This is a genomic window from Microvirga splendida (assembly GCF_016427565.1).
GTDB lineage: Bacteria > Pseudomonadota > Alphaproteobacteria > Rhizobiales > Beijerinckiaceae > Microvirga > Microvirga splendida.
Map to the genome: position 1 here is coordinate 73,072 of NZ_JAELXT010000018.1, position 24,812 is coordinate 97,883.

18 protein-coding genes, 1 pseudogene and 1 riboswitch are annotated in these 24,812 nt (G+C 60.7%); of the genes and pseudogenes, 13 read left to right on the top strand and 6 right to left on the bottom strand.

Annotated features, from left to right (window positions below; translation table 11 throughout):
* Positions 1 to 50: 50 nt before the first annotated feature.
* Positions 51 to 686: a DsbA family protein gene (locus JAO75_RS16305; RefSeq protein ID WP_343234635.1), complete on the bottom strand. Its 636-nt coding sequence runs from the start codon at positions 684 to 686 to the stop codon at positions 51 to 53.
* Between the two features lie 334 nt (positions 687 to 1,020).
* Here JAO75_RS16305 and JAO75_RS16310 point away from each other — a divergent pair, with 334 nt between their 5' ends.
* From JAO75_RS16310 to JAO75_RS16325, 4 genes are all read left to right on the top strand, one after another.
* A complete protein-coding gene (locus tag JAO75_RS16310; protein WP_199050190.1) occupies positions 1,021 to 3,624 on the top strand; it encodes a heavy metal translocating P-type ATPase in 2,604 nt (867 codons plus the stop codon).
* 12 nt (positions 3,625 to 3,636) lie between these two features.
* Positions 3,637 to 4,542: a cation diffusion facilitator family transporter gene (locus JAO75_RS16315; protein WP_199050191.1), complete on the top strand. Its 906-nt coding sequence runs from the start codon at positions 3,637 to 3,639 to the stop codon at positions 4,540 to 4,542.
* A gap of 44 nt (positions 4,543 to 4,586) precedes the next feature.
* The gene (gene lspA / locus JAO75_RS16320) at positions 4,587 to 5,090 is read left to right on the top strand and encodes a signal peptidase II (protein WP_199050192.1); all 504 of its coding nucleotides are present in this window, start codon (positions 4,587 to 4,589) and stop codon (positions 5,088 to 5,090) included.
* A 248-nt stretch (positions 5,091 to 5,338) separates the two neighbouring features.
* Positions 5,339 to 6,112 carry a DsbA family protein gene (locus JAO75_RS16325; RefSeq protein ID WP_199050193.1) on the top strand — a complete coding sequence of 258 codons (774 nt, stop codon included), beginning with the start codon at positions 5,339 to 5,341 and terminating at the stop codon, positions 6,110 to 6,112.
* Between the two features lie 50 nt (positions 6,113 to 6,162).
* Here JAO75_RS16325 and lnt read toward each other — a convergent pair whose 3' ends face one another.
* Positions 6,163 to 7,740 carry an apolipoprotein N-acyltransferase gene (lnt, locus tag JAO75_RS16330; protein WP_199050194.1) on the bottom strand — a complete coding sequence of 526 codons (1,578 nt, stop codon included), beginning with the start codon at positions 7,738 to 7,740 and terminating at the stop codon, positions 6,163 to 6,165.
* Positions 7,741 to 8,061: 321 nt separating this feature from the next.
* On the opposite strand from lnt, the gene JAO75_RS16335 reads away from it, so the two are divergent.
* The 3 genes from JAO75_RS16335 (at position 8,062) to JAO75_RS16345 (ending at position 12,228) form a co-directional block, all read left to right on the top strand.
* Complete coding sequence (locus tag JAO75_RS16335; protein ID WP_343234636.1) at positions 8,062 to 10,029, top strand: peptidoglycan DD-metalloendopeptidase family protein; 1,968 nt, start codon at positions 8,062 to 8,064, stop codon at positions 10,027 to 10,029.
* A gap of 531 nt (positions 10,030 to 10,560) precedes the next feature.
* Positions 10,561 to 11,073 (top strand): YHS domain-containing (seleno)protein, encoded by a 513-nt coding sequence (locus JAO75_RS16340; RefSeq protein WP_199050195.1) that lies wholly within the window; start codon positions 10,561 to 10,563, stop codon positions 11,071 to 11,073.
* Positions 11,074 to 11,568: 495 nt separating this feature from the next.
* Entirely contained in the window at positions 11,569 to 12,228 is a 660-nt protein-coding gene (locus JAO75_RS16345; protein WP_246742556.1) for a transglutaminase-like cysteine peptidase, read from the top strand.
* A 34-nt stretch (positions 12,229 to 12,262) separates the two neighbouring features.
* Here the strand turns inward: JAO75_RS16345 and JAO75_RS16350 are convergent, their stop codons facing one another.
* Entirely contained in the window at positions 12,263 to 12,817 is a 555-nt protein-coding gene (locus tag JAO75_RS16350) for a TlpA family protein disulfide reductase (RefSeq protein ID WP_246742557.1), read from the bottom strand.
* A 676-nt stretch (positions 12,818 to 13,493) separates the two neighbouring features.
* On the opposite strand from JAO75_RS16350, the gene JAO75_RS16355 reads away from it, so the two are divergent.
* The 4 genes from JAO75_RS16355 to JAO75_RS16370 all read left to right on the top strand — a co-directional run bounded on the left by JAO75_RS16355 (position 13,494) and on the right by JAO75_RS16370 (position 16,575).
* A complete protein-coding gene (locus tag JAO75_RS16355; RefSeq protein WP_199050197.1) occupies positions 13,494 to 13,913 on the top strand; it encodes a MerR family transcriptional regulator in 420 nt (139 codons plus the stop codon).
* Between the two features lie 612 nt (positions 13,914 to 14,525).
* Positions 14,526 to 15,053: a copper chaperone PCu(A)C gene (locus tag JAO75_RS16360; RefSeq protein WP_199050198.1), complete on the top strand. Its 528-nt coding sequence runs from the start codon at positions 14,526 to 14,528 to the stop codon at positions 15,051 to 15,053.
* A complete protein-coding gene (locus tag JAO75_RS16365) occupies positions 15,050 to 15,679 on the top strand; it encodes an SCO family protein (protein WP_199050199.1) in 630 nt (209 codons plus the stop codon). The genes JAO75_RS16360 and JAO75_RS16365 overlap by 4 nt, the downstream gene beginning before the upstream one ends.
* Positions 15,680 to 15,843: 164 nt before the next feature.
* Positions 15,844 to 16,575 carry a L,D-transpeptidase gene (locus JAO75_RS16370; protein WP_199050200.1) on the top strand — a complete coding sequence of 244 codons (732 nt, stop codon included), beginning with the start codon at positions 15,844 to 15,846 and terminating at the stop codon, positions 16,573 to 16,575.
* Between the two features lie 907 nt (positions 16,576 to 17,482).
* Positions 17,483 to 17,675: riboswitch (cobalamin riboswitch) on the top strand.
* Between the two features lie 466 nt (positions 17,676 to 18,141).
* Here the strand turns inward: JAO75_RS16370 and JAO75_RS16375 are convergent.
* Entirely contained in the window at positions 18,142 to 18,879 is a 738-nt protein-coding gene (locus JAO75_RS16375) for a DUF1223 domain-containing protein (protein ID WP_199050201.1), read from the bottom strand.
* A 251-nt stretch (positions 18,880 to 19,130) separates the two neighbouring features.
* On the opposite strand from JAO75_RS16375, the gene JAO75_RS16380 reads away from it, so the two are divergent.
* On the top strand, positions 19,131 to 20,306 hold the full coding sequence (locus JAO75_RS16380; RefSeq protein WP_246742558.1) for a L,D-transpeptidase family protein: 1,176 nt from the start codon (positions 19,131 to 19,133) through the stop codon (positions 20,304 to 20,306).
* A 234-nt stretch (positions 20,307 to 20,540) separates the two neighbouring features.
* Positions 20,541 to 22,034 (top strand): sensor domain-containing diguanylate cyclase, encoded by a 1,494-nt coding sequence (locus JAO75_RS16385; RefSeq protein WP_199050202.1) that lies wholly within the window; start codon positions 20,541 to 20,543, stop codon positions 22,032 to 22,034.
* A 13-nt stretch (positions 22,035 to 22,047) separates the two neighbouring features.
* Here the strand turns inward: JAO75_RS16385 and JAO75_RS16390 are convergent.
* Both JAO75_RS16390 and JAO75_RS16395 read right to left on the bottom strand, forming a co-directional pair.
* Positions 22,048 to 24,116, bottom strand: a pseudogene (locus tag JAO75_RS16390) (NAD(+) synthase).
* A gap of 203 nt (positions 24,117 to 24,319) precedes the next feature.
* Positions 24,320 to 24,812: cytochrome c oxidase assembly protein (locus tag JAO75_RS16395; protein ID WP_199050203.1), on the bottom strand; the 493-nt coding region annotated here is incomplete at its 5' end.

Consider the following 24,812-nt stretch of genomic DNA (forward strand, 5'->3'; position numbering starts at 1 on the left):
TATGGCGGAGATTGCTCTTAGTCCAGGAGCCAAGCGTCAGCGAGCTTCCGTCACGGCTTGGCTGCGAGAAGTGGCTCGAGGATTTTTTCGAACCGATCCAGGGACAGAGCCCCAACCTCCTTGCGGCCGTTGATGAAGAAGGTCGGGGTCGAGTCTACCTTGAATGACTGGGTTGCCCGGTCAGCAACCTGCCGGATCCCGTCATAGATCTTCTCATCGCGCAGACAGGCCTCGACCGTCTCTCGCCCCATTCCGGTCTGCCGCATCACCTGTACGAGAGCGTCATAGGGCTTGTCGGCATGGTTCCACGCCTCTCCGGTCTGATAGAGCATGTCAACGACCGGGTACCATTTATCCTCGCCGGCGCAGCGGGCAAGCATGAACCCTGCCGTAGCCAGTGGGTCGAGCGGGAACTCCCGGATAATAAAACGGACTTTACCGGTATCGACGTATTTTGCCTTGAAGCTCGGCCACGTGGTTTTGTGGAAATTCTGGCAATGATGGCAGGTCAGCGAAGCGTATTCGATCACCGTCACGGGGGCATCCGGGCTGCCCATAACTTTGTCAGGCAGGGGGCCGGGTTTGAGCAACTCAGCCTGATCGACTGTTTCCTGGGCCGACACACTGCCCCGAACGAACACAAGGCTCGTTGCGAGACTGCTCACCATAAAATGACGGCGGTGCACCACAGATCCTCCTACCCGACTCAAAGGCCGGCAGCCTAGGACCTCAAGCCACTAGAGGGTCAAGAGGCAGCTATGGTTTTTCAGTTTTTCGGAGAAGGTGTCCCTTGTCAGCAAGGCTGCAAAGGGATGTTCAGGAATTGAATGGAGGGGGGAAGAGCTATCGATCATGGGCCTAATATGCCAGTGGGTAAGCTGTGCGAACGGCTGCAGCTGGCTTGGCCGTTGGATGCCGACGGGCAGGCCTGAGAGGCCGCCAAATTTTTTCGATTTTTCCTCTTGAACCTCAAGTCGCTCGAGGTTGTACACAGGTTCAAACTGTCGAGAGGACTACAGAATGACCCACCCGACATCGCAGACAACGGCAAGCGCACAAGCCTTCACCTGGAAGGTGGAGGGCATGGATTGCGCGAGCTGTGTGGCCAAGATTGAGACCGCTGTCGGCAAACTGCCGGGGGTTTCGGATATCAGGGCCTCGACCATGACTGAAACCTTGTCGGCGCGGCTGGACGAGGCCCTCACACCTGCGCATGAGGTCGAAAAGCGCGTGAGTGCGCTGGGCTACGGGGTCACCCGCCAGCAGGCTCCCTCGTCGGCGGGAACACCCCAGTCCTATAGCTGGACGGTTGGCGGCATGGATTGTGCCAGTTGCGCCGCCAAGATCGAAACCGCTGTGGGCAAGCTCCCTGGCGTGTCAGATATCCGTATTTCGACCATGACGGAGACACTCACGGCAACGCTCGATGAGACCCGCACCACCACCGAGCAGGTCGAGAAGCGTGTCACCGGCTTAGGCTATACGGCAACCCGAAAGCCAGTCCCGTCACAAGCGGCGAGCCAGGCGGCTCCAGCAAGCTGCTGCAGCGGCAACAGTTGCTCAGGCGGGCACAACCATGCTCATGACCATGGCGACCATCACCATGGACACGGTCATGCCCATCCCCCGGGTGCGGGCGCGGCTCCGACTGCCTTGAGCTCGCATGGCCATGGTCACGCGCACGAGGGTATGGGAGACAAACACTGGTGGCAGGCGGCGAAAGGCCGTCTCGTGATCCTGACTGGCGTTCTGCTTGCCCTGGCCTTCTTCTCGCAATTCGTGGTGCCTGCGGCAAGTCATTGGATTTATATCGGCGCGACCGCCGTCGGCGTTCTTCCGGTCGCGCGGCGGGCCTTTGCCGCGGCCCGCGCCGGCATGCCGTTCACGATCGAGATGCTGATGACGATTGCGGCGGCCGGGGCATTGGTCATTGGTGCCGCGGAAGAGGCTGCTCTCGTCGTGTTCCTGTTTGCGGTCGGGGAGGTACTCGAAGGGGTTGCGGCCAACCGGGCGCGCGCCAGCATTCGTGCGCTCAGTGAACTGGTTCCCAAAACGGCCATGCTTGAGGAGAACGGGACGGCTCAGGAGGTTGCGGCCTCGGCCCTCGTGATCGGACAGACGGTGCTCGTGCGGCCCGGCGACCGTATTCCGGCTGACGGGGAAATCCTGTCGGGCATCTCAGGGATCGATGAGTCGCCTGTCACGGGCGAATCTGTGCCGAAGACCAAGGGAGTTGGCGAGAGCGTCTTCGCGGGCTCCATCAACACCGAGGCGGCCATCCGCGTGCGGGTGGAGAAGGCAGCTCAGGACAACACCATCGCTCGGATCATTCGCCTCGTTGAGGAAGCTCAGGAAGCGCGAGCGCCCACCGAGCGGTTCATCGACCGCTTCTCACGCTACTACATGCCCGCTGTCGTCGGCCTGGCTCTCCTCGTGGCTGTCGTCCCTCCTGTCGCCCTTGGCGGAGACTGGTGGACCTGGACCTACCGGGCTCTGGCGCTGCTCCTGATCGGCTGCCCCTGCGCTCTGGTGATTTCAGTCCCCGCCTCCATCGCATCGGCGCTGTCTGCCGGCGCCCGGCAGGGCCTGCTGATGAAGGGCGGTATTGTCATCGAAGAGGCTGCGAAGACCGGGCTCGTGGCATTTGACAAAACTGGCACCCTCACCGAAGGCCGCCCGTTTGTGACGGATGTCATTGCCTATAACGCCAGTGAATTCGATGCTACACAGCTCGCAGCGGCGGTTGAAACCGGCTCAAACCATCCTCTCGCTCTTGCTATCTTGGAGCGAGCCAAGGCGCGCAGCCTGACCATAAGACCGGCCCGAGATGTGAAGGCCATTCCGGGTCAAGGAGTCGTCGGATCGCTGAACGATCAGCACATCTTCCTCGGTGCCCCGCGATTCGCCTTGCAACGGGCCTCCCACGTTGATGCCAGGGCGACCGAGGATATGGAACGGCTTGAGCGCGAGGGCAAAACCGTCACGGCTCTTGTTGTTAATGACCGGCTAACGGCGGTCTTCGCCTTGCGCGACGAGCCGCGAGAGGATGCGGCGGCGGCCATTAAGGAGCTGAAGGCGCTTGGCATTCGTTCCATGATGCTCACCGGCGACAATGCCCGTACCGGCGCTGCGATCGCAGGCGCCCTGGGTATGGAGCATCGGGCCGAGCTCATGCCGGAAGACAAAGTAACGACGCTCAAGGCTCTGTCGAACGAACAACCCGTGATGATGGTTGGTGACGGCATCAACGACGCGCCTGCGCTGGCTGCGGCAACGGTCGGCGTAGCCATGGGATCGGGCACCGATGTGGCCCTCGAAACAGCCGATGGGGCGCTCTTGCGCAACCGGGTGCGCGACGTAGTGGCATTGATCCGTCTCTCCCGCGGAACGATGGCGAACATTCGCCAGAACATCGCGATCGCATTGGGCCTTAAGGCGGTTTTTCTGATAACGAGCGTCCTGGGGATCACCGGCCTTTGGATTGCCATCCTGGCGGATACCGGAGCCACCGTGATCGTCACCGCCAATGCGTTGCGGCTTCTCGGCTTTTTCCGTCAAGGCTCCGGCGGCTCCTCGTCGGGTGGCACGAGGCCGGCCGGCGAGCTCCAGCCGGTCACCGCCTGATAGGGCCGGAGCATGTCAGCCCATCATAGTCATGGTTCAGCCTCGGAGCGCCACGAGAGGGCGCTCTGGGTCGCTCTCGTCCCCACAGCAGGATTCATGCTGGCCGAGATTGTCGGCGGGGTGCTCACAGGAAGCCTCGCCCTCATCTCCGACGCCAGTCACATGGCCACGGACGTGTTCGGGATTGCCATTGCCATTGCGGCAATCCGCATTGGCCGGCGGCCGCCAGACCTGAAGCGCACGTTCGGCTACGAGCGCTTCGAAACCCTGGCTGCGGCCCTGAACGCGCTCCTGCTCTTCGGTGTCGCAGCCTATATCCTCGTCGAAGCCTATCGACGGCTGAGTGCACCTCCAGAGATCCAGTCATCGTCAATGCTCGTCATTGCTCTGATCGGGCTGGTCGTGAACTTCTTCGCCATGCGCATCCTCTCAGAAGGTCAAGAGGAGAGCCTCAACCTCAAGGGGGCTTATCTTGAGGTGTGGAGCGATCTCCTTGGATCAATTGGCGTCATCGCGGCAGCATTGATCATCCAGTTCACGGGGTGGACCTGGATTGACTCCCTCGTCGCCGTCGCGATTGGCCTGTGGGTGCTCCCGCGCACCTGGATGCTGTTCAGCAACGCGCTCAACGTGCTGCTTGAGGGTGTGCCTCAGGGCCTCGATGTGGAAGCGCTCCGGACTGCCATGATCGATGTGCCGGGTGTGACGGACATCCACGACCTTCATGTCTGGTCCCTGACAGGCGGCCGGATCTGTCTGACTGCACATATGGTGGCCCCCTCGCGGGATACAGACCAGGAGATGCTCGTGGAGGAGATGAACCGGATGCTTCGGGACCGATTCAAAATCGGGCATGTGACGCTGCAATACGAGCGGGTTCCATGCCCTGATGCTGTCGCCGGGCACCGCTTCCTGTAGGCGTCCACTGATGTATTTACTCTCGTAGCTGATAATGACCCGCCATGCAGCCAACAGCTTCAACCCACCTGACACCGGCCCTCACGGCAGTCGTGGCCGCAACGTTGCTTGATCAGTTCACGAAATGGCTAATCCTTGAGGTGGTGATGCAGCCGCCCCAAGTGATTCCAATCGTCCCCTTTTTCAACCTGACTCTCGGATACAATACCGGGATCAGCTTCGGCCTTTTGCAATCCGTGTTTGAGGACAACCCTTGGGTCCTAACAAGCCTGACCCTGACGATCGTCGGCTTTCTTCTGCTCTGGGCACGGCGCGCCGGATCCCGACGGGAGGCGATCGCTTTGGGGCTCATCTCCGGCGGGGCACTGGGCAACGCCATTGATCGGATCCGACAAGGTGCCGTGACCGACTTCCTTGATGTCTATGTTGGAACATGGCATTGGCCCACCTTCAATATGGCGGATGTCGCCATCTTCCTTGGCGCCGCGACGCTCGTGGTCGGAGACCTGTTTGGACGCAACCGCCCGGCTGCACCGGCTTCATCGTGATCAGATATGCGGGGACTGGTCATGGACAAAAGCCGACCTTTCGTTCCGCCTCAGCGAACGCTTGAATGGGCCAGTGTCTGCCCTGAGCCGACAGTCGGGTTAACAGCGTCGGACTGCTTTAGATCCCAAGCGCTGCTTAGTCCTTCGGAGCATTGTAACCGATCCATCCTTGATCGAACTGCCGGAGCATTCCCCGCTGCGCAGCGCGGTCCAATCGCCACGTTCCAGAGAATCCGAGAAAGCTGCCGATGATCAGATTCCGCACCTCTATGCTCACAGCCATTCTCTATGGCGCCGTCACCCTGGCTTACCCCGCAGCAGCACAAACCCCTGTGTTCACAGATGATCAGCGCAAAGTCATCGGTGAGATCGCACGGGAGTACCTCCTCAAGAACCCCGAGTTGCTGCAGGAAATGATGGCCGAGCTCGAACGCCGCAGTGCGGAGGCACAGGCCCGGTCTCAGGCAGAGATTTTGCGCACGGAACAAGACAAAATCTTCAACTCGCCTTCTGACTATGTGCTCGGAAACCCGCAAGGCGATGTCACCGTTGTCGAGTTCCTCGACTATAACTGCCCGTACTGCAAAAAGGCGGTGGCTGACGTGAAGACGCTGATCCAGGCAGATCCGAAGCTCCGGGTTGTGCTCAAGGAGTTTCCAGTCCTCGGACCGCAGTCGCTCGAAGCAAGCCGCGTCGCGCTTGCAGCCCGGCAACAGCTCCAAAGTGACAGGCTGCTTGAGTATCACACACGCTTGATGGAGTCGCGCGGGCAGGTCGATGGTGCAAAAGCCAAAGCGGTTGCCAAGGACATGGGTCTCAACATGGCTCAACTTGAGAAGGACCTGGACGCCCCCAGCGGGCGCAGTGCCATCGAAACCAATGCCATGCTTGCCGACAAGCTCGGGCTGACCGGTACGCCGGCGTTTGTGGTCGGCGATCAGGTGATTTCGGGCGCCGTCGGAGCGGAACCGCTTCAGCAGGCCGTCAACAATGTACGCAGTTGCGGGAAGGCGAGCTGTTAGATGTCCTCGTTACTATTGCGTTAGCGATCCTATGCATTCTGCTGCCGCCATCACCCATTGCTTGTCTGAGCTGTCCGTGGCGGAGCCAGTGAATGCCGGCGGGCGCGTTTGACGGCGCTAAAGGCCATGATGATTGCAATGAGGCTGAACAAGGGGAGATCCCCGATGCGGGCATAGACGGTCCGAGCGGGAAGAGGGGAGGGGACGTCGACGTCGACAGATGATCGCACGCCTAACGGGATCGTAGCGACAGGTCTGCCAAATGAATCGAACACGCCTGAAATTCCGGTATTCGCCGCTCGTATGAGGGGAACACCGAGTTCGATGGCCCGGACGCGCGCAATCGCAAGATGCTGGTATGGCCCCCAGGATGTTCCGAACCAGGCATCGTTCGTGACATTCACAAGGACCGTTGCCTTCGCACCATGAGCGCGCAAGTCGCCTGGAAAGATTGCCTCATAGCAGATGAGGGGAGCAACCACGATGCCGTTGCCAAGATCCGCCACATTATGCGTCATCCCTGGGGTGAAGTCTGCGAGACTTGCCGTCAAACGGGGGAAGGGGTTGAGTGCTGCGAGAGGGACGAATTCTCCGAAGGGAACAAGGTGAACCTTGTCGTAACGCCCAATCACGGTGCCATTCGATGCCACTGTCAGCACACTGTTGAAAAAGCGTTGATCCGGTCCTGCTACTTCGCGGCGATGTGCGCCTGTGATCAGAACCCCTTGCGGTGGGAGAGCTCTCGCGATGAGAACGCGCCGGGCCGCATCTTCGTCGAGAAGAAATGGAACAGCGGTTTCCGGCCAAACAACAACGGACGGAACGTCTCCGGCGTTCACCGTCTCTTCAAGGTATTCAGCCAGGATCCGCTCGCGCTCGGTGATGTTCCATTTACGGTCCTGCCGGATGTTCGCCTGCACGATCCGCACCCGGAACTGGGAGGCATCCGGAACGCGTGGCTGCAAGCGGAAGGTGCCGCCGATATACGTTCCCAAGAGAACGACAACCATGCTGGCGCAGATGGCTGCCCGGGACCACGTTTTCTTTTCCACCAGCAGCCCGGACAAACTCGCGCTTGTCAGAACCGTCAGGAACCCGAGTCCGTATACTCCAGTGAAGGCCGTCGATTGCAGCATGGGGAGCGTGTCACTCCAGACATATGCGGTGAGGTTCCACGGAAAGCCTGTGAATAGTGAGGTCCGCAACCATTCGACCACCGTCCAGAGAATGGCCTGTTCTACAGATCTGGACACTCCTTTGCACCAACGGCAGTGGGTCAGCGCAGAAAAGAGCGCGTTAAAGAGGCCGAGACCGAGACTGAGCCCTAAAACCGCGATCCAGCCCAACTCGCGCAGACCAGCAGGCCCGAACGCGAAACTCTCCGCGACCCAGTGCAGGGAAACCGCGAAGAAGCCGAAGCCGAACATCCACCCGCAGAGGCCACTCACACGCCAGCTCTGCAGGCGCTCAAGCGCTGCAAGGTGGCATGTCAAAGCAATAAGAGCTAAAGGCCACCAGGAGACGGGTGCGAAGCCGAGGCCGTACGCCCCTCCGAGAGCGAAATGCATCGCCATGGCCGCCATCACACCACCACGCACGCGGAACCAGACCAAAACATGTTGAAGCAAGATTGCCCTCGAACCCATAGCTTGATTGGGTGCTGCATTGCGCCATCCCAACAATCAAATCAACATGACAGCTTCTCGCGCCAGGATGGACCATGCGCGCCATTGCGCCACACTTCCGACATGTTGCGTTAGCACCTGCGACGCGGTGATACGTCTTGCAGCCGTTCTGATGTCTCACGCGTGTCTGCATCGTCCAACGCTCCAATAGGGTTCCTGCTGATGCGGATTGTTCCACTCGATAGACCTATCCCGCAAATGCGCTCCCAAGACCCAAAGCGAATTGGTTTGAACCGAGCGGCTCAGCTCCTACACTCGGGGCTTGTGATCGATGCCCGCCTGATGAAAGACGAACCCTTGCTCCTCGCCGGCGAGGACCACCTATGGGAGCCGTCCCGGCAGGGCATTCTCTTGCGATGGTTGGCGGCAAGCTTACTGCTCGCCGTCATGGGAGGTGGCCTGATCGGCAGCTCCATCTATATCGCCTTGGATGTTTCAACGAGTTCGCCTGAACTCGCCAAGCCCGCAAACCTCGCAGCGACACGTGTCGACCGGACGAGGGACAAGGCCACGGCAGTGGCCAGGAAGGGTGACAAGCTGAATAGGTCAGAAGCCGTGCTGTCTGCCAAGCAGACATTTCGGGCGCCGGTGACGTCCCGCATCGGCAACCGCGAGGTCATCAAAACGCGCCAGTTCACTCGAGTGACAACCAACCTAGCCCTGACCGCCGGCACTTACGCCTCCGACATTCCGCCTTTCAACCCTCTTCGGCTCTATGCAAAGCAGAGCGACCCACGCTCGGTGGAGCTGATCCCGGAGGTGGCTGATGCAGACGTCTCGGTCCTCCGGCGGGATCTCAGCCCGGTGACCATCGAGGCGAGCGCTCCCTCGCTGACGGACAGTGACGTACTGGCCGTCCTGGAGGAGGAACGCCGCGCCCTCAGCGGGGAAGGGCGCCGAACCACTGTGCCCATTCCAGCGCAGCAGATGCTGTCGCGGACCTTGCGGCAACCGGAAGTGCTGGGTGATGCTCTGGGCTATGCGCGCGTCGTCGATGCGCCCTTCAGCACGATCGAGGTCCGGGTGGTGCCAGAGAATGTGACCGAGCTTCCGAAGATCGAACACAAGGCTATCGCCCCCCTTGTCGAAGAGCGGGACGTGGTTCTCCGGAAAGGCGAGACTCTCGAGACGGTCCTGCGCAGCTACGGCGCCACCCCGGACCAGATCGCTGCGATCTCATCTGCCTTGGCAACCCGCATCAAGGTCGAGGGCATGAGTGAGGGCCACCGGCTGCGCATTCTCATTGCACCCGGCCCCCGCCTGGGCGATCCCCAGCAGATCGTGCGCGTGATCTCCTTCGGGGAACAGGGCATGGAAGGCATCGCCGCCACGAACGACCGTGGTCTCTTCGTCTCTGTCACCCCGCCGGCGGACGAGTCGAACCGACAGGTGGCCGAAGCCTCCGAGGAGGAAGAGGATGATGGCGGGCGCGGCGGTGTACGGCTCTATGAGAGCCTCTATGAGACAGCCGCCAAGAACGACTTGCCAAGCGAACTTGTCGAACAGTTCATCCAAGCTTTCGGGGACGAAGTCGATCTTCTGCGCCGCGTCTCGCCCGAAGACAGTATCGAAATCCTTTATGGGACAGAAGAGGATGTCAATCAGGAGCGTCCGGAAATCCTCTACGCCGGCCTTACCGTTGGAGGGGAGCTTAAAAAGATTTATCATTTTGCCTCACCGGACGGCTCGGTGCGCTACCTGGATGAGCAAGGCCGCTCAACGCGCAAGTTCCTGCTGCGCAAACCAATCGTCGATGGTGAGCTTCGCTCGGGTTTTGGCGCCCGACGCCATCCGATCCTGGGCTACACCAAGATGCACACCGGCGTCGACTGGGCGAACCGGACGGGAACTCCGATCCTGGCAGCGGGGGATGGTACTGTCATCAAGGCAGAATGGGATGGCGGTTACGGCCGTCGCATTGAGATCGAGCACGCCAATGGCTATGTCACGGCATACTCCCACCAGTCGCGATTCAACACCGGGATCGCCGCCGGCGTGAGGGTTCAGCAGGGGCAGGTGATCGGCTTTGTCGGCAACACAGGTCTCTCGACAGGGCCGCATCTTCACTACGAAGTCCTCATCAATGGGCGCTTCATCGATGCACTCAAAATCCGGGTCCCCCGTGAGAGCGAGCTGACCGGCGGCACGCTGACGCAGTTCGAACGCGAGCGGGAGCAAATTGATGCTCTTGTCAGTAGAGCAACGGATCTCAGTGGGGCTACAATGCCATAGCGCGATGATTTACTCAGCACCAGCAAGACATACCCAAATCCCCGAATAGGGGATCCGGTGAACAACGCAGCAAGGACGGGCTGTCCCTGAAACCTCGCTATCCAGCAGAGACGGATCACGTACGTGACACCTGACCCTTCACATTCTCCCAGACGCCGGGATCCGCGGAGGATGAAGCTACGGTGGGCTAAGCTCGTGGCGTGGGCAGTTGGGCTTGGCGCCGGCCTCCTGATCCTGTCCTCGTCGTCCATAGCTTGGGAGCAGGCGTCCCGCGCCGGTCTGAGGGAGGTGCTGGAATTTGGTCTTGCCATCGGTCTCTCGGCTGTCGGCGGTGCCGTCTTGTGTGGCGGTGTGGTTTTCCATCTCTTGAAAGCTACCTGCATTGAGCGTTGAGGTGACCAGTGCTCTAATCAGCGGCCGTTGTCCCGATTGCCAAGCCGATTGATCGCGGGGGTGTTCGAGGCTGTCGCCAGATCGTGGAGAGCAACCGAACCACACTGAGCATCATCCTTTTTCAGAAGGTGGAGCCGCATGAACTGGTCGTCAGCCCGACAGTGGGTCACCGTGGGGATAGCGCTTTGCTGTGTGTCAGCGGCGGCTCAGCCCAGCGAAGCACCGGTTAATGTGCTGAGTGGCCAGGATATCGCGATCCACGGGTATGACCCCGTGGCCTACTTCACGGACGGGGAGGCACGAAAGGGGCAGCTCCAATCCTGGACCGTGTACGATGGCGTGCGGTGGCTGTTCTCAAGCGAGGCGAACAAGCGTTCGTTTGAGCAGAACCCTAGAAGCTATATCCCGGCTTACGGTGGCTTTTGCGCCTATGGGGTGGCAAAAGGAGTTGTTTTCGATGCAGATCCTCAAGCGTGGATGATTGTATACGGCCGTCTCTATCTCAATTGTCCGAAGCTCTTTGGGGGGCTCTGGTTCAAGGACCCAATCCCTGATATCAAGCAAGCCGATGACAACTGGCTTCACCTGACGGGTCACCTGCCGCCTCAAGTGATGCCGCGCCGGAAGCGATCGGGTCATTCCAATCCGTGAGCTCCGGCCCTGCATGACGATATCGGATTAATGTTGACCTCCGCCTTTACAGGAATGCATCCTGGTGGAGTTGGTTTAGGCACAGCAGCCGTCCTCATGGCTGGCCAAGCCAGCGTTAAAGAGCACTCCTCAGCAAGCACCGGAAACAGGCACGTCAGCGATCGCTGTTGTTACGGCGGGGCGGTTGGCTTGGACGCTCCCGACGTATGGGCTTGCGGATCCTGTTGATGCCGCCGATCCTCCTGCTCACGTGTCTTGACGAACGAGACCGCATAAAAAATCACCGCCAATAGAAGGAGGGCGAGCGCCAGGGCTACATTCCGGCGCTTTTGCAATCTGGTCGTGTCAGCTGATGGGCTCTGATGTTGATTGTGTCGCATGATGATCTCCGGAACCAGAATAGGTGCGGCGCGTTAACTCAGGTTTAACTATGATCTTGCGCCAGGCTCCTCCGCTTGTCATTGATTGATGCAACAATCAAAAGGCGGCGGGGCGATGTTGCAGGCTTTCTTTCAGCGTCACGTGTTGTGTGGGGTTACTCGACATAGGCTTTCTCTTGCGGTCCTGAGCGGGCTGATCGCTCTCGGCACGGCAGCGGCAGAAGCTCAAACATTCATACCCTTGCAGACAAGTTCCTTGAAGGCGCAGGGAATAGCCAATCCGACACCGGCGTGGACAGAGTTCTGTAATCGTGTGCCAAGCGAATGCACGGTTGATATGAAGGAGCCCCGCACCGCCACTCTTACCCCGCAGCTCTGGACCGCGCTCACTTCCATCAACAGGCGCGTGAACCAAACCATCAAAGCCAAAACCGACGATGCTCATTGGGGAAGAGCGGACCGCTGGGATTTCGCCGAGGATGGATACGGCGACTGTGAGGATTACCAACTCGTCAAGCGTCGGGAGTTGGTGCAGCAGGGCTTGCCGCGGCGAGCCATGCGGATGGCCGTTGTCATTGATGAGACCGGGGCAGGACACGCCGTAATGCTCATTCGCACGGATCGTGGAGATTTCGTTCTCGACAACAAGAAGGATGCCGTGCTGCCGTGGTCCCAGACGGGGTATACTTACATCAAGGTCGAAAGCGCGGACGCCACTGCCTGGGCCTCTCTCGGAGGCATCATAACCTCGCCGACGACCACGGCTAACCGCTGAGGACGGGAGCTGCCCGCGGCTCCCGTTCGGGTTTCTAGGGCTGCGTCGAAGCACCGGCTCTTGCCTTGATGAATTCGACCACCGCTTGGCCACTCCAATCCGCCTCGCCCAGCAGGCGGCCAATCTCCCGGCCATCGCGATCGATGAGAAGAGTGCCCGGCAATCCGACAAGTCCAAGATCACGCAGGGCCCGGCCGCTCGGATCCAAGTAGGACTCAAGGTGCTTGATCCCAATATCGCGGAAAAATCGGTCAACAACCTCCTTGCCTTTCCGATCCAGGGAAAGCGCGACCACCACAACATCCTCCTTGTTGAAAAGGCCCTGGAGGCGGTCCAAGGTTGGCATTTCCTTGCGGCACGGCACGCACCAAGTCGCCCAGACGTTCAACACCACGAACTTCCCTCGGAAGCCGGCCAGCGTCAGGTCTTCGCCAAGCGGGCCTTTAATCGCGATTGCTGGAACGGGCCGCGCCGACTCATGAATTTGGAGGCGTTCAGGGAGTTCAGTCGCCGTCACGGGAGTGCTGCTGAGGGGAGTTGCAAAGGCCAATGCCGCGACGAGGATCATAGCCCATGTTCGGTTGCTCATCGCGTACCCTCCGCTAGCCGACTGTAACAGCCGCCTGAGCCCTGCGTGACATCGACTCCATCAAGGCGATCCGTGTGGGCCATGGATTTCCGTTGTCGTTACACGCGGCCATGAAAGGCGCGGTCAGAACAAAGCGACAGAAGATCGACGCAACATAGCCGGCGTGATGCTTCCGAAACTGTTCCGCGGCTTGCAGACGAGGCAGGTTGCCGTATGCACGTCCCTCTGTCCCGCACCGTCTTGGCAGCGGTCGGGATGCGGTGGGCCATGTCGGTGCCACAACCATTCTCTGCGGATCCGCCATCGGACTTCAATGAAACGGAGCGCTTCACGTTCGCTCCCATAGAAAAGGACCCGCAGCAGGAACGTCAGCCGACGCTGACAGGCTTGGGCAGTTTGCAGACATGATGCGGCTCGTCCGTGCAGTGATCTTCCGATTCGCGTTCCGGCTTAGCACCTCATGCCGCTAGAGGTTCAAGCCCGAATTTTTTGTGAAATGGCGATAATCGTTGGACGTGCTGTCGCAGCCGGCAGCATGGACGCTGTGCAGTGAGCTTAACAGCAAGCATACGTTGGTAGTCTAGGCAGCGGTGTGCTGGCCCGTTGTAGAAGCCGACGTTTGGCCTTATCTCAGCGTACCGAACCCTCTAGCAACTATAGGTTTAAGAGGCCTTCAATGGATTTAACAATTGGTGAATTGTCTCGCCGCACTCAAGTGAAGGTTCCGACCATCCGGTATTATGAGCAGATTGGTCTGCTCCCACAACCGGTGCGGACCGAGGGCCAGCAGAGACGCTACCAAGAGGATGAGGTCAACAGGCTCAACTTCATCCGCCATGCGCGAGAACTCGGCTTTGGCGTGGAGGATATCCGCGAACTCCTTGACTTGGCTGCACGGCCCAATCAGCCGTGCCATCAGGCAGATTCTATCGCTCGCCGAAACCTGGAGGCGGTCGACCGGCGGCTGGCACAACTCGGCGCCCTGCGTCAGGAACTCGCGCGAATGGTCCACGAATGCCAGCATGGCCGGATTTGCGAATGCAGGGTGATTGAGGTCCTGGCTGATCACACACAGTGCCACCATGACCAGCATTGACAAAGCGGCCTGGGCCGCACGTGGAATGGAGGGCTGGTTTGTTGCTGTATCCAGCAGCATGGACGATCACAAATCGGTGATCCGGCTATACGGGTCGGCTGCATCAGGATTATAGCGCTTCCGTGAACCTCTTGCGCACCCACTTGCTGAACTGCTTTCCGGGCGAGTTGTTGCTCCAGCTCGCGGTCATAGCGTTTGTGTTGCAGGCGTGTGCGCTCGCCTTCGCTCAACCCGCTTCCCAGGATCGAGACACGCAACGATCCAAAGGTCACGTTACTCTGATGATGGTTGATGGGGACGCGGAGGCTAGCGTTGCCGACACGGGCACAAGCAGGCCCCAAGCAGCCCACGCTCTGCTCGGTTGCTCCTCAGGCAGCCTTACGCCGAAGGTGTTATCCGCGCCGGTGTTCGGCGGAGCAAAGCCCATCTCTTCCCTCGTTCGTCCTAGGACGAACCTCGCTTCTGGTCTATCTCGCCGCCTTAAGATCGCCTTGCCAAGGCTGCGCCTTCGCCCGGGTCTACGTGGGCCGCCGACCGGCATCGCCTGATCGCTGAGCTCGGATCGGGCCCCACTCAACCGCCGGGCTCGAGCCTCGCAACCTGGAGAAACAGATGCGTATCCTGCTGACCGGCAGCGTTGTGGCTACTTGCGCTTTCATGCTGTTCACCTCGGGCCGCACACTCGCCCATGACTACAAACTAGGCCCTCTGGCCATCAATCATCCCTGGTCGCGTGCGACCCCAGGCGGGTCCAAGACGGGCAGCGGGTATTTGAGGGTGGCCAACACCGGCGCTGAGCCGGATCGCCTGACGGGAGGCTCGTCTCCGCTCGCAGAGCGCATCACCGTTCATGCATCATCAACCGATAACGAGGTTGCGCGGATGCGTCCTGTCGTGGGCGGCCTCGGGCTTACGCCAGGGCAGACCGTTGAGCTCAAGCCTGGTGGAGCGTATCATCTTATGTTCGAGGGATTGCGCGCGCCCCTTAAAGCGAACGACAAAGTACCAGCGACCCTGACTTTCGAGAAAGCCGGATCCGTCGAGGTGGTGTTTGACGTAGCGGCTATGGGCGCGGGCGAGGGCGCCGCCAAGCATGACGGCATGGCCCCGGGCATGCACCAGAACGGACCATTCCAATGAGGGCGCGTCGTATTCTCCAGATAAGCCTTTGGGTCGCAGCGCTGGTGTGGCTGGCAACCTTTGGGGTCCTCCAGTTCGGCCTCCTTCCGAAGCCGCAGCAATCGTCGCCATTGGCTATCACGACAGGAATGGCTCAGATCGGAGGTCCGTTCCGCCTTGAGAGCCACAAAGGCGAGGTTGTTACAGATCAGACCCTGAAGGGTCGGCCCTCGGCGGTTTTCTTCGGCTTCACGCACTGTCCCGAAGTCTGCCCGACAACCTTGTTCGACTTGACGGGCCTGCTGCAGGAGCTTGGCCCGGATGCTGACAAGATCACACCCGTCCTCATAACGGTCGATCCTGAGCGGGACACAAAGTCGGTTTTAGCCGAGTACATGCAGTCCTTCGATCCACGCATCCTTGCGCTGACAGGATCTCCGGCTGACGTCGATGCCGCCGCCAAAGCCTTTAAGGTGTTCTACCGCAAGGTTCCGGCAGACAACGGCAGCTACACGATGGACCATTCTGCTGTGATATATCTGATGGACCGTGAGGGACGCTTTGCTGGATCGCTTGACAAGCACGAACCGAAAGAGGCGCAGTTGCGCAAGCTCAAGGCCTTGATTGAGAATAGCAGTCCCACTTGATCGTTGGAGCCTTACTGTATCCGTCAACGAACACCCGCCGGATATTTGTCCTGTGGGAACGCATGTCCCCTCTACCCGTGGAATCTGAACCTTTGCAGTTCATAGAGCGTTAGGAATAAATCGATACGTCCCGCTCTCCTCGGCAATCAAACAAGGTCAATCCGATGCTTGCGCTTCGTTCGGCACTTGCGTGTGCTCGACGCCTCAATTTGCCCCTCGCCGTGCTACTCGGCTCCTTTGCTCTCTCAGGCTGCGTTTCCGTTGAGCAAGCGCCCGTCCAGGACGCACGCAGGCTGCCTGACCCTGAATACGTCAAGATGTACGGTCCCCGCCCAGACGAACGGTTCTCACTCCCCGCGACCGACATCTCGGAGATTGACCCGAGGTTTCTCCGCCGTGAGGTCGCCTATCAGGGATCGGAGCAGCCGGGCACGATCGTTGTCGATACCACAAACCGCTATCTCTATCTCGTGAGGGAGAATGGGCGGGCTCTCCGATATGGAATCGGCGTCGGGAAAGAAGGACTGGCCTGGAGCGGCCGCGCCCGGATCGGCCGAAAAGCAACCTGGCCAAGCTGGACGCCAACGCCGGATATGATCAGGCGGGAGCCGGAGCGGAATGCGCGCTGGGCCGGTGGCATGCCCGGCGGGCTCCAGAACCCACTCGGGGCACGGGCACTTTATCTTTATGAGGGCGACAGAGACACCTTGTTCCGGCTGCACGGCACAACCGAGCCCTGGTCAATTGGGGAGGCCGTTTCCAGCGGCTGCATCCGACTGTTCAACCAGGACATCATCGACCTCTTCAACCGTGTGCCGGTTGGGACGCCTGTCGTCGTGCTGAACGGCGGACCTGCCATCGCCCAAAACCTCACAGGAAAGCAGCCCCCGACCTAACAGTCCGCGCCTGAACGCGTCACTTAATCCGAACGCAGCGGTGAGTTGTTGATTCATCTGCCATCAGAGACCACGCATGACGGCTGGGTCGTTCGGCAACCCCGCGCGGCCACAACTCCGCACGGTCACACCGGTGTGCGCGCTGTCGCCGCAATCGTTGCTCATGCTTCCCCACGGCAGGGCGTGGGACCGTGATGTTGGTGCGAGCGGGGGTGGCCGCGTTCAAGGCAGCGATCAGCGCGCACTTTTGCAGGCAGGATGCGATTACCGCTTTGAGTTGGAGGGCCGCTCCAAGACAAGCCTGATCGAGTGCTGGTCTACCTCGGCGGGTCGTCTAGAGCATCGGACGAGAAGTCAGATCCGACGAGTTCTGCATCTCAGCAATCTTGGAGCTATCTCGTAGCTGCTTGTGACGAGGCCACTTAACGATCCGACGCTCTAGCAACAGAAGTAGCACCTTCGAGTGCCGTTCTCATTCAATCTGCCTTCTTTCCTAAGCGCCCTTCGTGTATACTCAGCGATGACTTTGGTCAGCCTGTTGTCGACTGCGTACAACCAGGGAGGCCCCTATGGCCGCAAGAAAGCAGACCGCTCGATCTGAAGGCAAGGTTACGACTCCCAGATCCCGGCGGGTTAAGACCCTCCCAAGTGGACCCGGCACCACTATTCACTATGAGGGCGAAAAACTTGCTGTAGTGGTCTTCAACAAGAAGCCAAGCGGAGGCGGGATCGAGCGGCCCACCATCACTATCTGTAAATGCACTGCGACACGATACGAATGCACAACTGGCGAAAGCGGCAATACCATCTGCAAGGAGGTGTGTACCGCGTGGGACTGCCAGGAAATAAAAGTGGCGCAATGAGCGGCGATCCCAGTTAAGCTTCTCTTGCGCCCCCCGGATCGCGATCATAGCTCAAGGTCTTACGGTGCCCTGCGTTGACAGGGCCGCCCCGAAAGGCGTGAAGGGAATACGGTGAGACACCGTAGCTGCTCGCGCAACTGTAAGCGGCGCGTCCTCTAGAGCATCGGACGAGAAATCCGATTCGATGAGTTCTACATCTCAGCAATCCTGGAACCATGCCGAAGCCGTCGGTGGTACGTCCAGTTAAAGGTCCGATGCTCTAGCGGTCGTTCCGGCTGACAGACGCCGCCCTGCATCAGCCAGATCACCATTCCACGGAATTGCTCAGCGCCGACACACCAGACCAACCCGGAGCAGCTCTCAAAGACGCACTTGCGGCTTTGACAGTGATCATACGTGTCTTGGTCTCATGCTTATGCCAGATCGGCCGGATCTGCTGGGTTCCTTCCTGACCGTCTCTGCTTGAAGCGCCGGGACGGGTGAAGCGGATCGGATCGAGGCCCTTCACGCAATGGCCCTTGATGTCGGAGTACTCGTTGCCACAACCACAGCAACCCAAGAACCATGAACCGGAGGCCTCAACCGGTAGGATCGTACCGCCGGCAGACAATTTAGGGACTGATGCTCCTTGATCCGGGCCAACGACCTCGCTGGACCATCACTGCGGAGTTGATGGCCCTCTTTAACCTCTGTCCTGCGGCCGTTATAAGCCTGGCCCCTTAGCCGCACCGAGGATCAGGCTTGGCTTCTCCTCGTCAGCCCGTTGCAGCAACACAACATACGAGTCAGCATCCGGTGTCTGAACGGTCTGGAGAGGCGTTGTAATGCGCAGGGCGGCGCCAGACCACAATCCCAGCAGATGCAAGCCCCGCACCACATTCGTGTAGGTCTCCGTGCGCCCGGCGTTCTCCCCCCGCTGGATCGTGACCTGACTGTGTTTGCGCACCGGCAGCAACCAGACGCCCGCCGTGCCATAGCCGGCGGCGACATCCACGATGATCAGGCCATTCTCTTGGCTCACCTTGACGGAAACCGGCAGGGTCCCCTGAGAGGTCGTCGCTGTTTCGATCAACCGGGCAATCTGGTTTCGTTCTGATCCGACACAGGCGAGAACACCATTGATGACCATCTGTGGCGTATAAACCTGCCGGTCCTGCCGGACCGATGCATAGCCCCTCTGCCTTGCGCTGAAGATCGGGTCGGCAAGCGTGTCCGTCCAGCCAAGATAGTCCCAGTAGTTAACGGGCAGACTCAAGACAATGAGGCTCGGGTCCTGGATCAATTCAGTCATGAGCTGGTTGGCAGGCCGACAGGCTGAGCAGCCTTGGCTGACGAACAGTTCAAGAACAGCTCGCGGTTCGGGCGATGCAACAGCCGACCCAATCACAAGAGCCGAGAGCAGGGGCAGGGCGCCCAACCAGGTTTTCAGACGAGACGGCATGATAGCACTCAACACGCCGCCAGGCATGCAGGAAAATCACATTTGCTCGATTGGTTAAGCCTGGTCCAAACGCGCTCTGAGGTCTTGAGGATCCGTTCATTCTGGGCTCGGAGGTTTCATTCACCTGAAGAAGTGTTCGCCGCAACAAGACGTCGTTCTTGCAGTAAGACGGAGTTAACGCTAAGCATTTAAGGAAATCGGGGAATTGTCCGACATCGATGTCCGGACAGATCAAGAATTGCGGGGTCCCCATGATGAAGCGTATCGCATTGGCCGCGAGCCTGATGCTCGCACTCGCTGCCTGCCAGGCTGACGGTGTCTCCACGAGCTCCACAAAGCACCTCGCGCCGATCCCGCCGGCCACCATGTCGCTGATGGCCAGCAAGGGGATGTCGCAGAATGACCCGATCCTCATGCGATCCTTCAAGAAGGAATCCGAGATCGAGGTCTGGAAGCGCGGCCGGGACGGCAAGTACGCGCTGCTCAAGACCTATCCGATGTGCCGCTGGTCGGGCCAGCTCGGGCCGAAGATCCGCGAGGGCGACCGCCAGGCGCCCGAGGGCTTCTACACGGTTACCCCGGCCGCCATGAACCCGAACTCGCAGCTCTACCTGTCGTTCAATCTCGGCTACCCAAACGAGTTCGACCGCGCCCATGGCCGCACAGGGTCGCACCTGATGGTGCACGGCTCGTGCTCGTCGATGGGATGCTTCGCCATGACGGATGAGGCCATCTCCGAGGTCTACGCCCTCTCCCGAGAGGCCTTTGCCAGCGGCCAGCGCGGCTTCCAGTTCCAGTCCTATCCATTCCGGATGACGGCCGAGAACCTGGCCAAGCACCGCCTGGATCCAAACATCGCCTTCTGGAAGAACCTCAAAGACGGCTCGGACTACTTCGAGATCGCCAAGGAGGAGCCGCGGGTCTCTGTGGTCAACCGTCAATATGCCTTCGGGGGCGGCGATGCTTCGGTCGCTGCGGCGGTGGCCCAGAAGCGCCAGAGGGACGAGCAGGAGGTCGCCGAGTTGGTGGCCAAGGGCGTGCAGCCCATCAGGCTCGTCTATGACGATGGTGGGCAGCATCAGTCCTTCCGGCAGGTGCTGGCAGATAACACTCGCAGCGACGGCGCCTCGCTCGCAGTCGATGCGAGTGCCCGCAACCGGCTCGGCGACGTGAGCCGCCCGGAGGCCCTGGCTGCGGGGCCGCAGGAAATTATCCTCGCCGCGAACGGCAAGCCAAAGCAGGAAACGTCGTCCACACTCGCCTATGCCTCGCAAAAGGAAAGCGCAGGTCAGACCCGTGCCGGCGGAACGGTTCAGCGGACCTTGGCTGCCCCGGCCGCCACGACTGTGGCCCAGCCAACGGTCCAAGCCGCGGGAGGCGAAGGGCGCTCCGTTCTCGGACGTATGCTGTCCTTATTCGGCGGCTAGGACCTGATTCAGCCGGGAGCGATCGTCCTGAGCCAAGCCAGAAGGTCAGGCAGCCCCTCAGATAGTCCTCTGTTGAACCATGGAGCATCCTTACCCTCAGCGTAGTGGAGAACATGGCGCTTGTCGGCCCCGCCTCGGAGATACTACCCCTTGGGGGGAGCCAAGGGACTTGGGCGGGGATCTTCAGGCCAAAGCCAGCCTCAGGTGAGCTTCAGCCGGTATGGCTCGGGTGTCATGTCTGCATTCTCCCGCATCGCGCTGAAGTCCTCGGCACGAGGCTTCAAGGCCTTCGTGCTCGCGGTGTGCCTCGTCATCGTGAGCCTTGAGGGATGGCGCGACTGGAGCGGGCGGGATCAGGAAATCGCCAGGATCAACACCGAAACCCTGAACTTGGCCAAGTCGCTGACCCAGCATGCACAGGACTCCCTCGAGGTGGCTGACACCCTTCTCGTGGACGTGGTGGACCGGATCGAAACCGGTGGCGGCGGGCCCAATGCCATCTCAAGGCTGGACGCTTTCCTCGTCGCGCGGGTCCAATCTTTGCAGCGTATCAAGTCCCTGACGATCTATGGCGAGGATGGGCTCTTACTGAGCAGCTCCCTGCCGGGCCATCGCGGCAAGATCGATGCCCGGGATCAGCCCTTCTTTCAGTATCACGGCGCCATCTCCAAAGCCGATTGGTACCTCGGACCCCTGATCCATGATCCTCTCGGAGGCGAATGGGTCGTCACGCTCTCCCGTCGCATCAACAAGCCGGATGGGAGCTTCGGCGGGGTCGCTCAGGTCAGCATTCCACCGCGCTACTTCGCGAACTTCTTTGGCCGCTTTGATGTGGGAGCACAGGGAATCCTTGCCCTCTTTCACACGAATGGCACGCTTCTGTCGCGCTATCCTTACCTGGAGCGTGCGATCGGGGCCCTTGCGGTGAACGAGCCTTGGTTCAGGGAGGGGAAAGCCTCCGGAGTGTACGAATATACGTCCCCCCTTGATGGGGTGACCCGCATCGGCGGCTATCAGCGCAATCACATCTTTCCGGTCGGCGTGCTTGCAGCGGTCGGACGGGATGAGGCGCTCGCGCGTTGGAACAACATGTTCGCCTTTCGCATCGTGGTCATCGGCTTGCTCGTCACCATGATCGCCACGCTGGGCTGGCGCTTTGCAGGAGAGTTGCGGCGGCGCGAGACGGCAGAGGCCGAGCTCGCTGTCCTGGCCAGAACGGATGACCTGACGAGCCTCGCCAATCGCCGAACCCTCGACGAGCAACTCGAAATAGAATGGCTCAGGGCTGCCCGGGAGAAAGCACCCGTTTCACTGCTGATGATCGACGTAGATCGGTTCAAGGCCTACAACGACACCTACGGCCATCAGGCTGGTGACAAGTGCCTGCAAATCATTGCGAGCACCATCGCCAGTTCGGCTCGCAGGCCGTCCGATCTGGCGGCACGTTATGGCGGCGAGGAACTCGCCATCCTTCTGCCGGAGCTGAACGAAAATGATGCTGCGACCGTCGCTGAAGAGATCCGCTCGAAGGTAGAAGCGCTTCGCATGCTGCACGCGGCCAACCTCCCGTACCGTATCCTAACGGTCAGCATCGGAAGTGCGACCCGGGTGCCGAGCTTGGACCGCTCACGTATCGGGCCAAAGGACTTGATTTCGCTTGCCGACGCTGCCCTCTACGAGGCCAAGCAGGGCGGGCGCAACCGCGTCGCTGTGGCAAAAACCGCCTGACCTGAACTCCAACTCAAGGTTCTTGGGAGTTTGACATCTCGCTGTCAGGCACGTTGCATTCCAACTCGTCAAGCCAAACGCCGGCGCCTGCATCGGATGGAGCGCGCCAGTCCCCCCGCGGCGACAGGGATCCGCCGGATGAGATCTTCGGGCCGTTCGGCATTGCCGTGCGCTTGAACTGATTGGTGAAGAACCGCCCCAGAAAGACCCGCCGCCATCGCTTGATCTCGGCAAGGTCGTAGGCACGGCGCGATGCTGCCGGGAGGTTTGGCGGCCAGGCACCGGCCTCTGCGTCCTTCCAAGCATGCCACGACAGATACGCGATCTTCGAGGGGCGGAACCCGTAGCGCGTGAGGTAGTACAGGTTGAAGTCCTGCAACGCGTACGGACCAATCATCGCCTCCGTCGCCTGGATCTGCCCCGAGGCGTCCTGCGGCACCAGTTCCGGCGAGATCTCCGTCGCCAGGATGGCGTGCAGGATGTCGGCGGTCCTCTCGTCAACGTCCCCGGGCGCGGCCACGAACCGGATCAGGTGCTGGATCAGCGTTTTCGAGACCGATGCGTTGACGTTGTAGTGGGACATCTGGTCCCCGACGCCGTACGTGCACCAGCCCAGCCCCAGCTCGGACAGGTCGCCCGTGCCGACAACGATGCCCCGGTTGTGGTTAGCGAGCCGGAACAGGTAATCGGTCCGCAGACCTGCCTGCACGTTTTCGAACGTGACGTCGTAGACGGGCTCCCCTCGGCAAAGGGATGCCTCATGTCGGAGAGCATCTGCCGGGCGGCGGGACGGATGTCGATCTCCGAGGCGCTGGCCCCGAGCGCCCGCATCAGCGTCCAGGCGTTGCCTTTGGTGCCTTCGCTCGTCGCGAAGCCAGGCAGGGTGTAGGCGAGGATGTTGGTCCGCGGCAGGCCCAGCTTGTCCATGGCGCGGCAGCACACGAGAAGTGCCTGGGTCGAGTCGAGGCCGCCGGACACGCCGATGACCACCTTCTCGGTGCGGGTGGCTTGCAGGCGCTTCGCCAGTCCCTGGACCTGGATGTTGTAGGCCTCGTAGCAGTTCTCCGAGAGTTTGCCCGGATCTGACGGGACATAGGGAAAGCGCTCGACCGGACGCCTAAGCGGGAGTTCCTCCTCCGGCGCGTCGACGGACAGGTCAACGATCCGGAAGTCACCGGGCGTGATCTTCAGCACGTCACCACAGTCGCGGAAGGTGACGCGCCGCATCCGTTCCTGGCGCAGCCGCCCGAGGTCCACGTCAGCCACCGCCATGGTGGAACCCGCGGGAAAGCGCTCGGTCTCGGCCAAGCGCAGGCCATCCTCGAAGATGCCGCCATGGCCGTCCCACGCGAGATCGGTCGTGGACTCCCCCGGTCCGGCCGCCGAATAGGCATAGGCCGCGATGCACCGCATGGACTGGGAGCCGCACAGCAGCCGTCTGTCCTCGGCCTTCCCGATGGTGATGTTGCTGGCCGAAAGGTTGAGCAGGATCTCCGCCCCAGCGAGCGCCGCCGCGGTGCTCGGCGGATGGGGCACCCACATGTCCTCGCAGATCTCGACATGGAAGGTGAAGGGACAACTGCCCGTCGACCGGAACAAGAGGTCAATGCCCAAGGGGACCTGAACTCCTGCGACGGTGATGTCCTGCCCACGGACCTCCGCCCCGGGGGCGAAGTGGCGCCGCTCGTAGAATTCCCGGTAGTTGGGCAGGTAGGCCTTGGGCACGACGCCCAGGATGCGTCCGGCATGGATCACGATCGCAGCGTTGTAGAGGCGACCTCTGGACCGGAGGGGTACTCCGACCACGAAGGCCGGAAACAGGTCAGTGCTGTCGTCCACGAGGCGGCTGACCGCCTCTTCCACCGACTCCAGTAAGGCATCTTGATGGAAGAGGTCGTCGATCGAGTATGCCGACAGCCCCAACTCGGGGAACACCATAAGGGCGATGCGTTCCTGATGGCCTTGGCGCAGGAGCTCCAACGTCCGCTCGCCATTGAACCCCGGGTTCGCGACGTCCATCTGCGGGACGCAGGCGGCGATCCGGACAAGGTCATGACGGTAGGGGGAGAAAAACGAGATCATTCCGGATCTGAGTATCCTCTGAAAATTGGCTCTGGTCGGCAGAAGGTTCCCTCACGACTACGCACAGTCTGCGGAGCTTCGCCCGAGACGCCAACAATCTAGGGTGCGGAGGGCAAAATGGATACATCGACCAAGCTGCTCTGACCTGCCCCTGGAGCCTTTCGGTTATCGCCCGCGGTCAGCCCACTGCGGCATCGCAACCGTCAAGGCGTCCGGGTGGGGGCCGCTTCCTTGCCGGTCGCATGGCCGGACCCTGCAATGAGGCGTGCCAGAATGGCAAGGGCCGCTGCGAAGTAAACGCCGCCCATCGGGATCCACATGATCAACCCGGCGAGCCGCTGATCGTCGAGCGGTAGCAGGCCCCAGGCCGCGCCGCGAACGGCCATTAACGGGTACCAGACCTGCGGCGCCAGGGAGAGCAGGAGGCCAAGAATCGCCGTGTGCAGGAAGGTGAAGAAGAGCAGCATCGCGGCCAGCCCGCTGGCTCCGCCCGGAATCCGGTATGTCTCCAGCACCGAGTGCCAGAACAGAAGGCTGACGAGCAGGAGCATCGCGTACATGACGAGATGCAGGCTGACATTCAGCAGTGCCCCCTGGTAGAGCGCGGGGATGTGCCAGAATGTATGGTCCGGCCGTGCGTCGCAAGATGATGTTGGCAGAGTGACAAACGTGAGAGCTGCATCAATGTATTCGGCC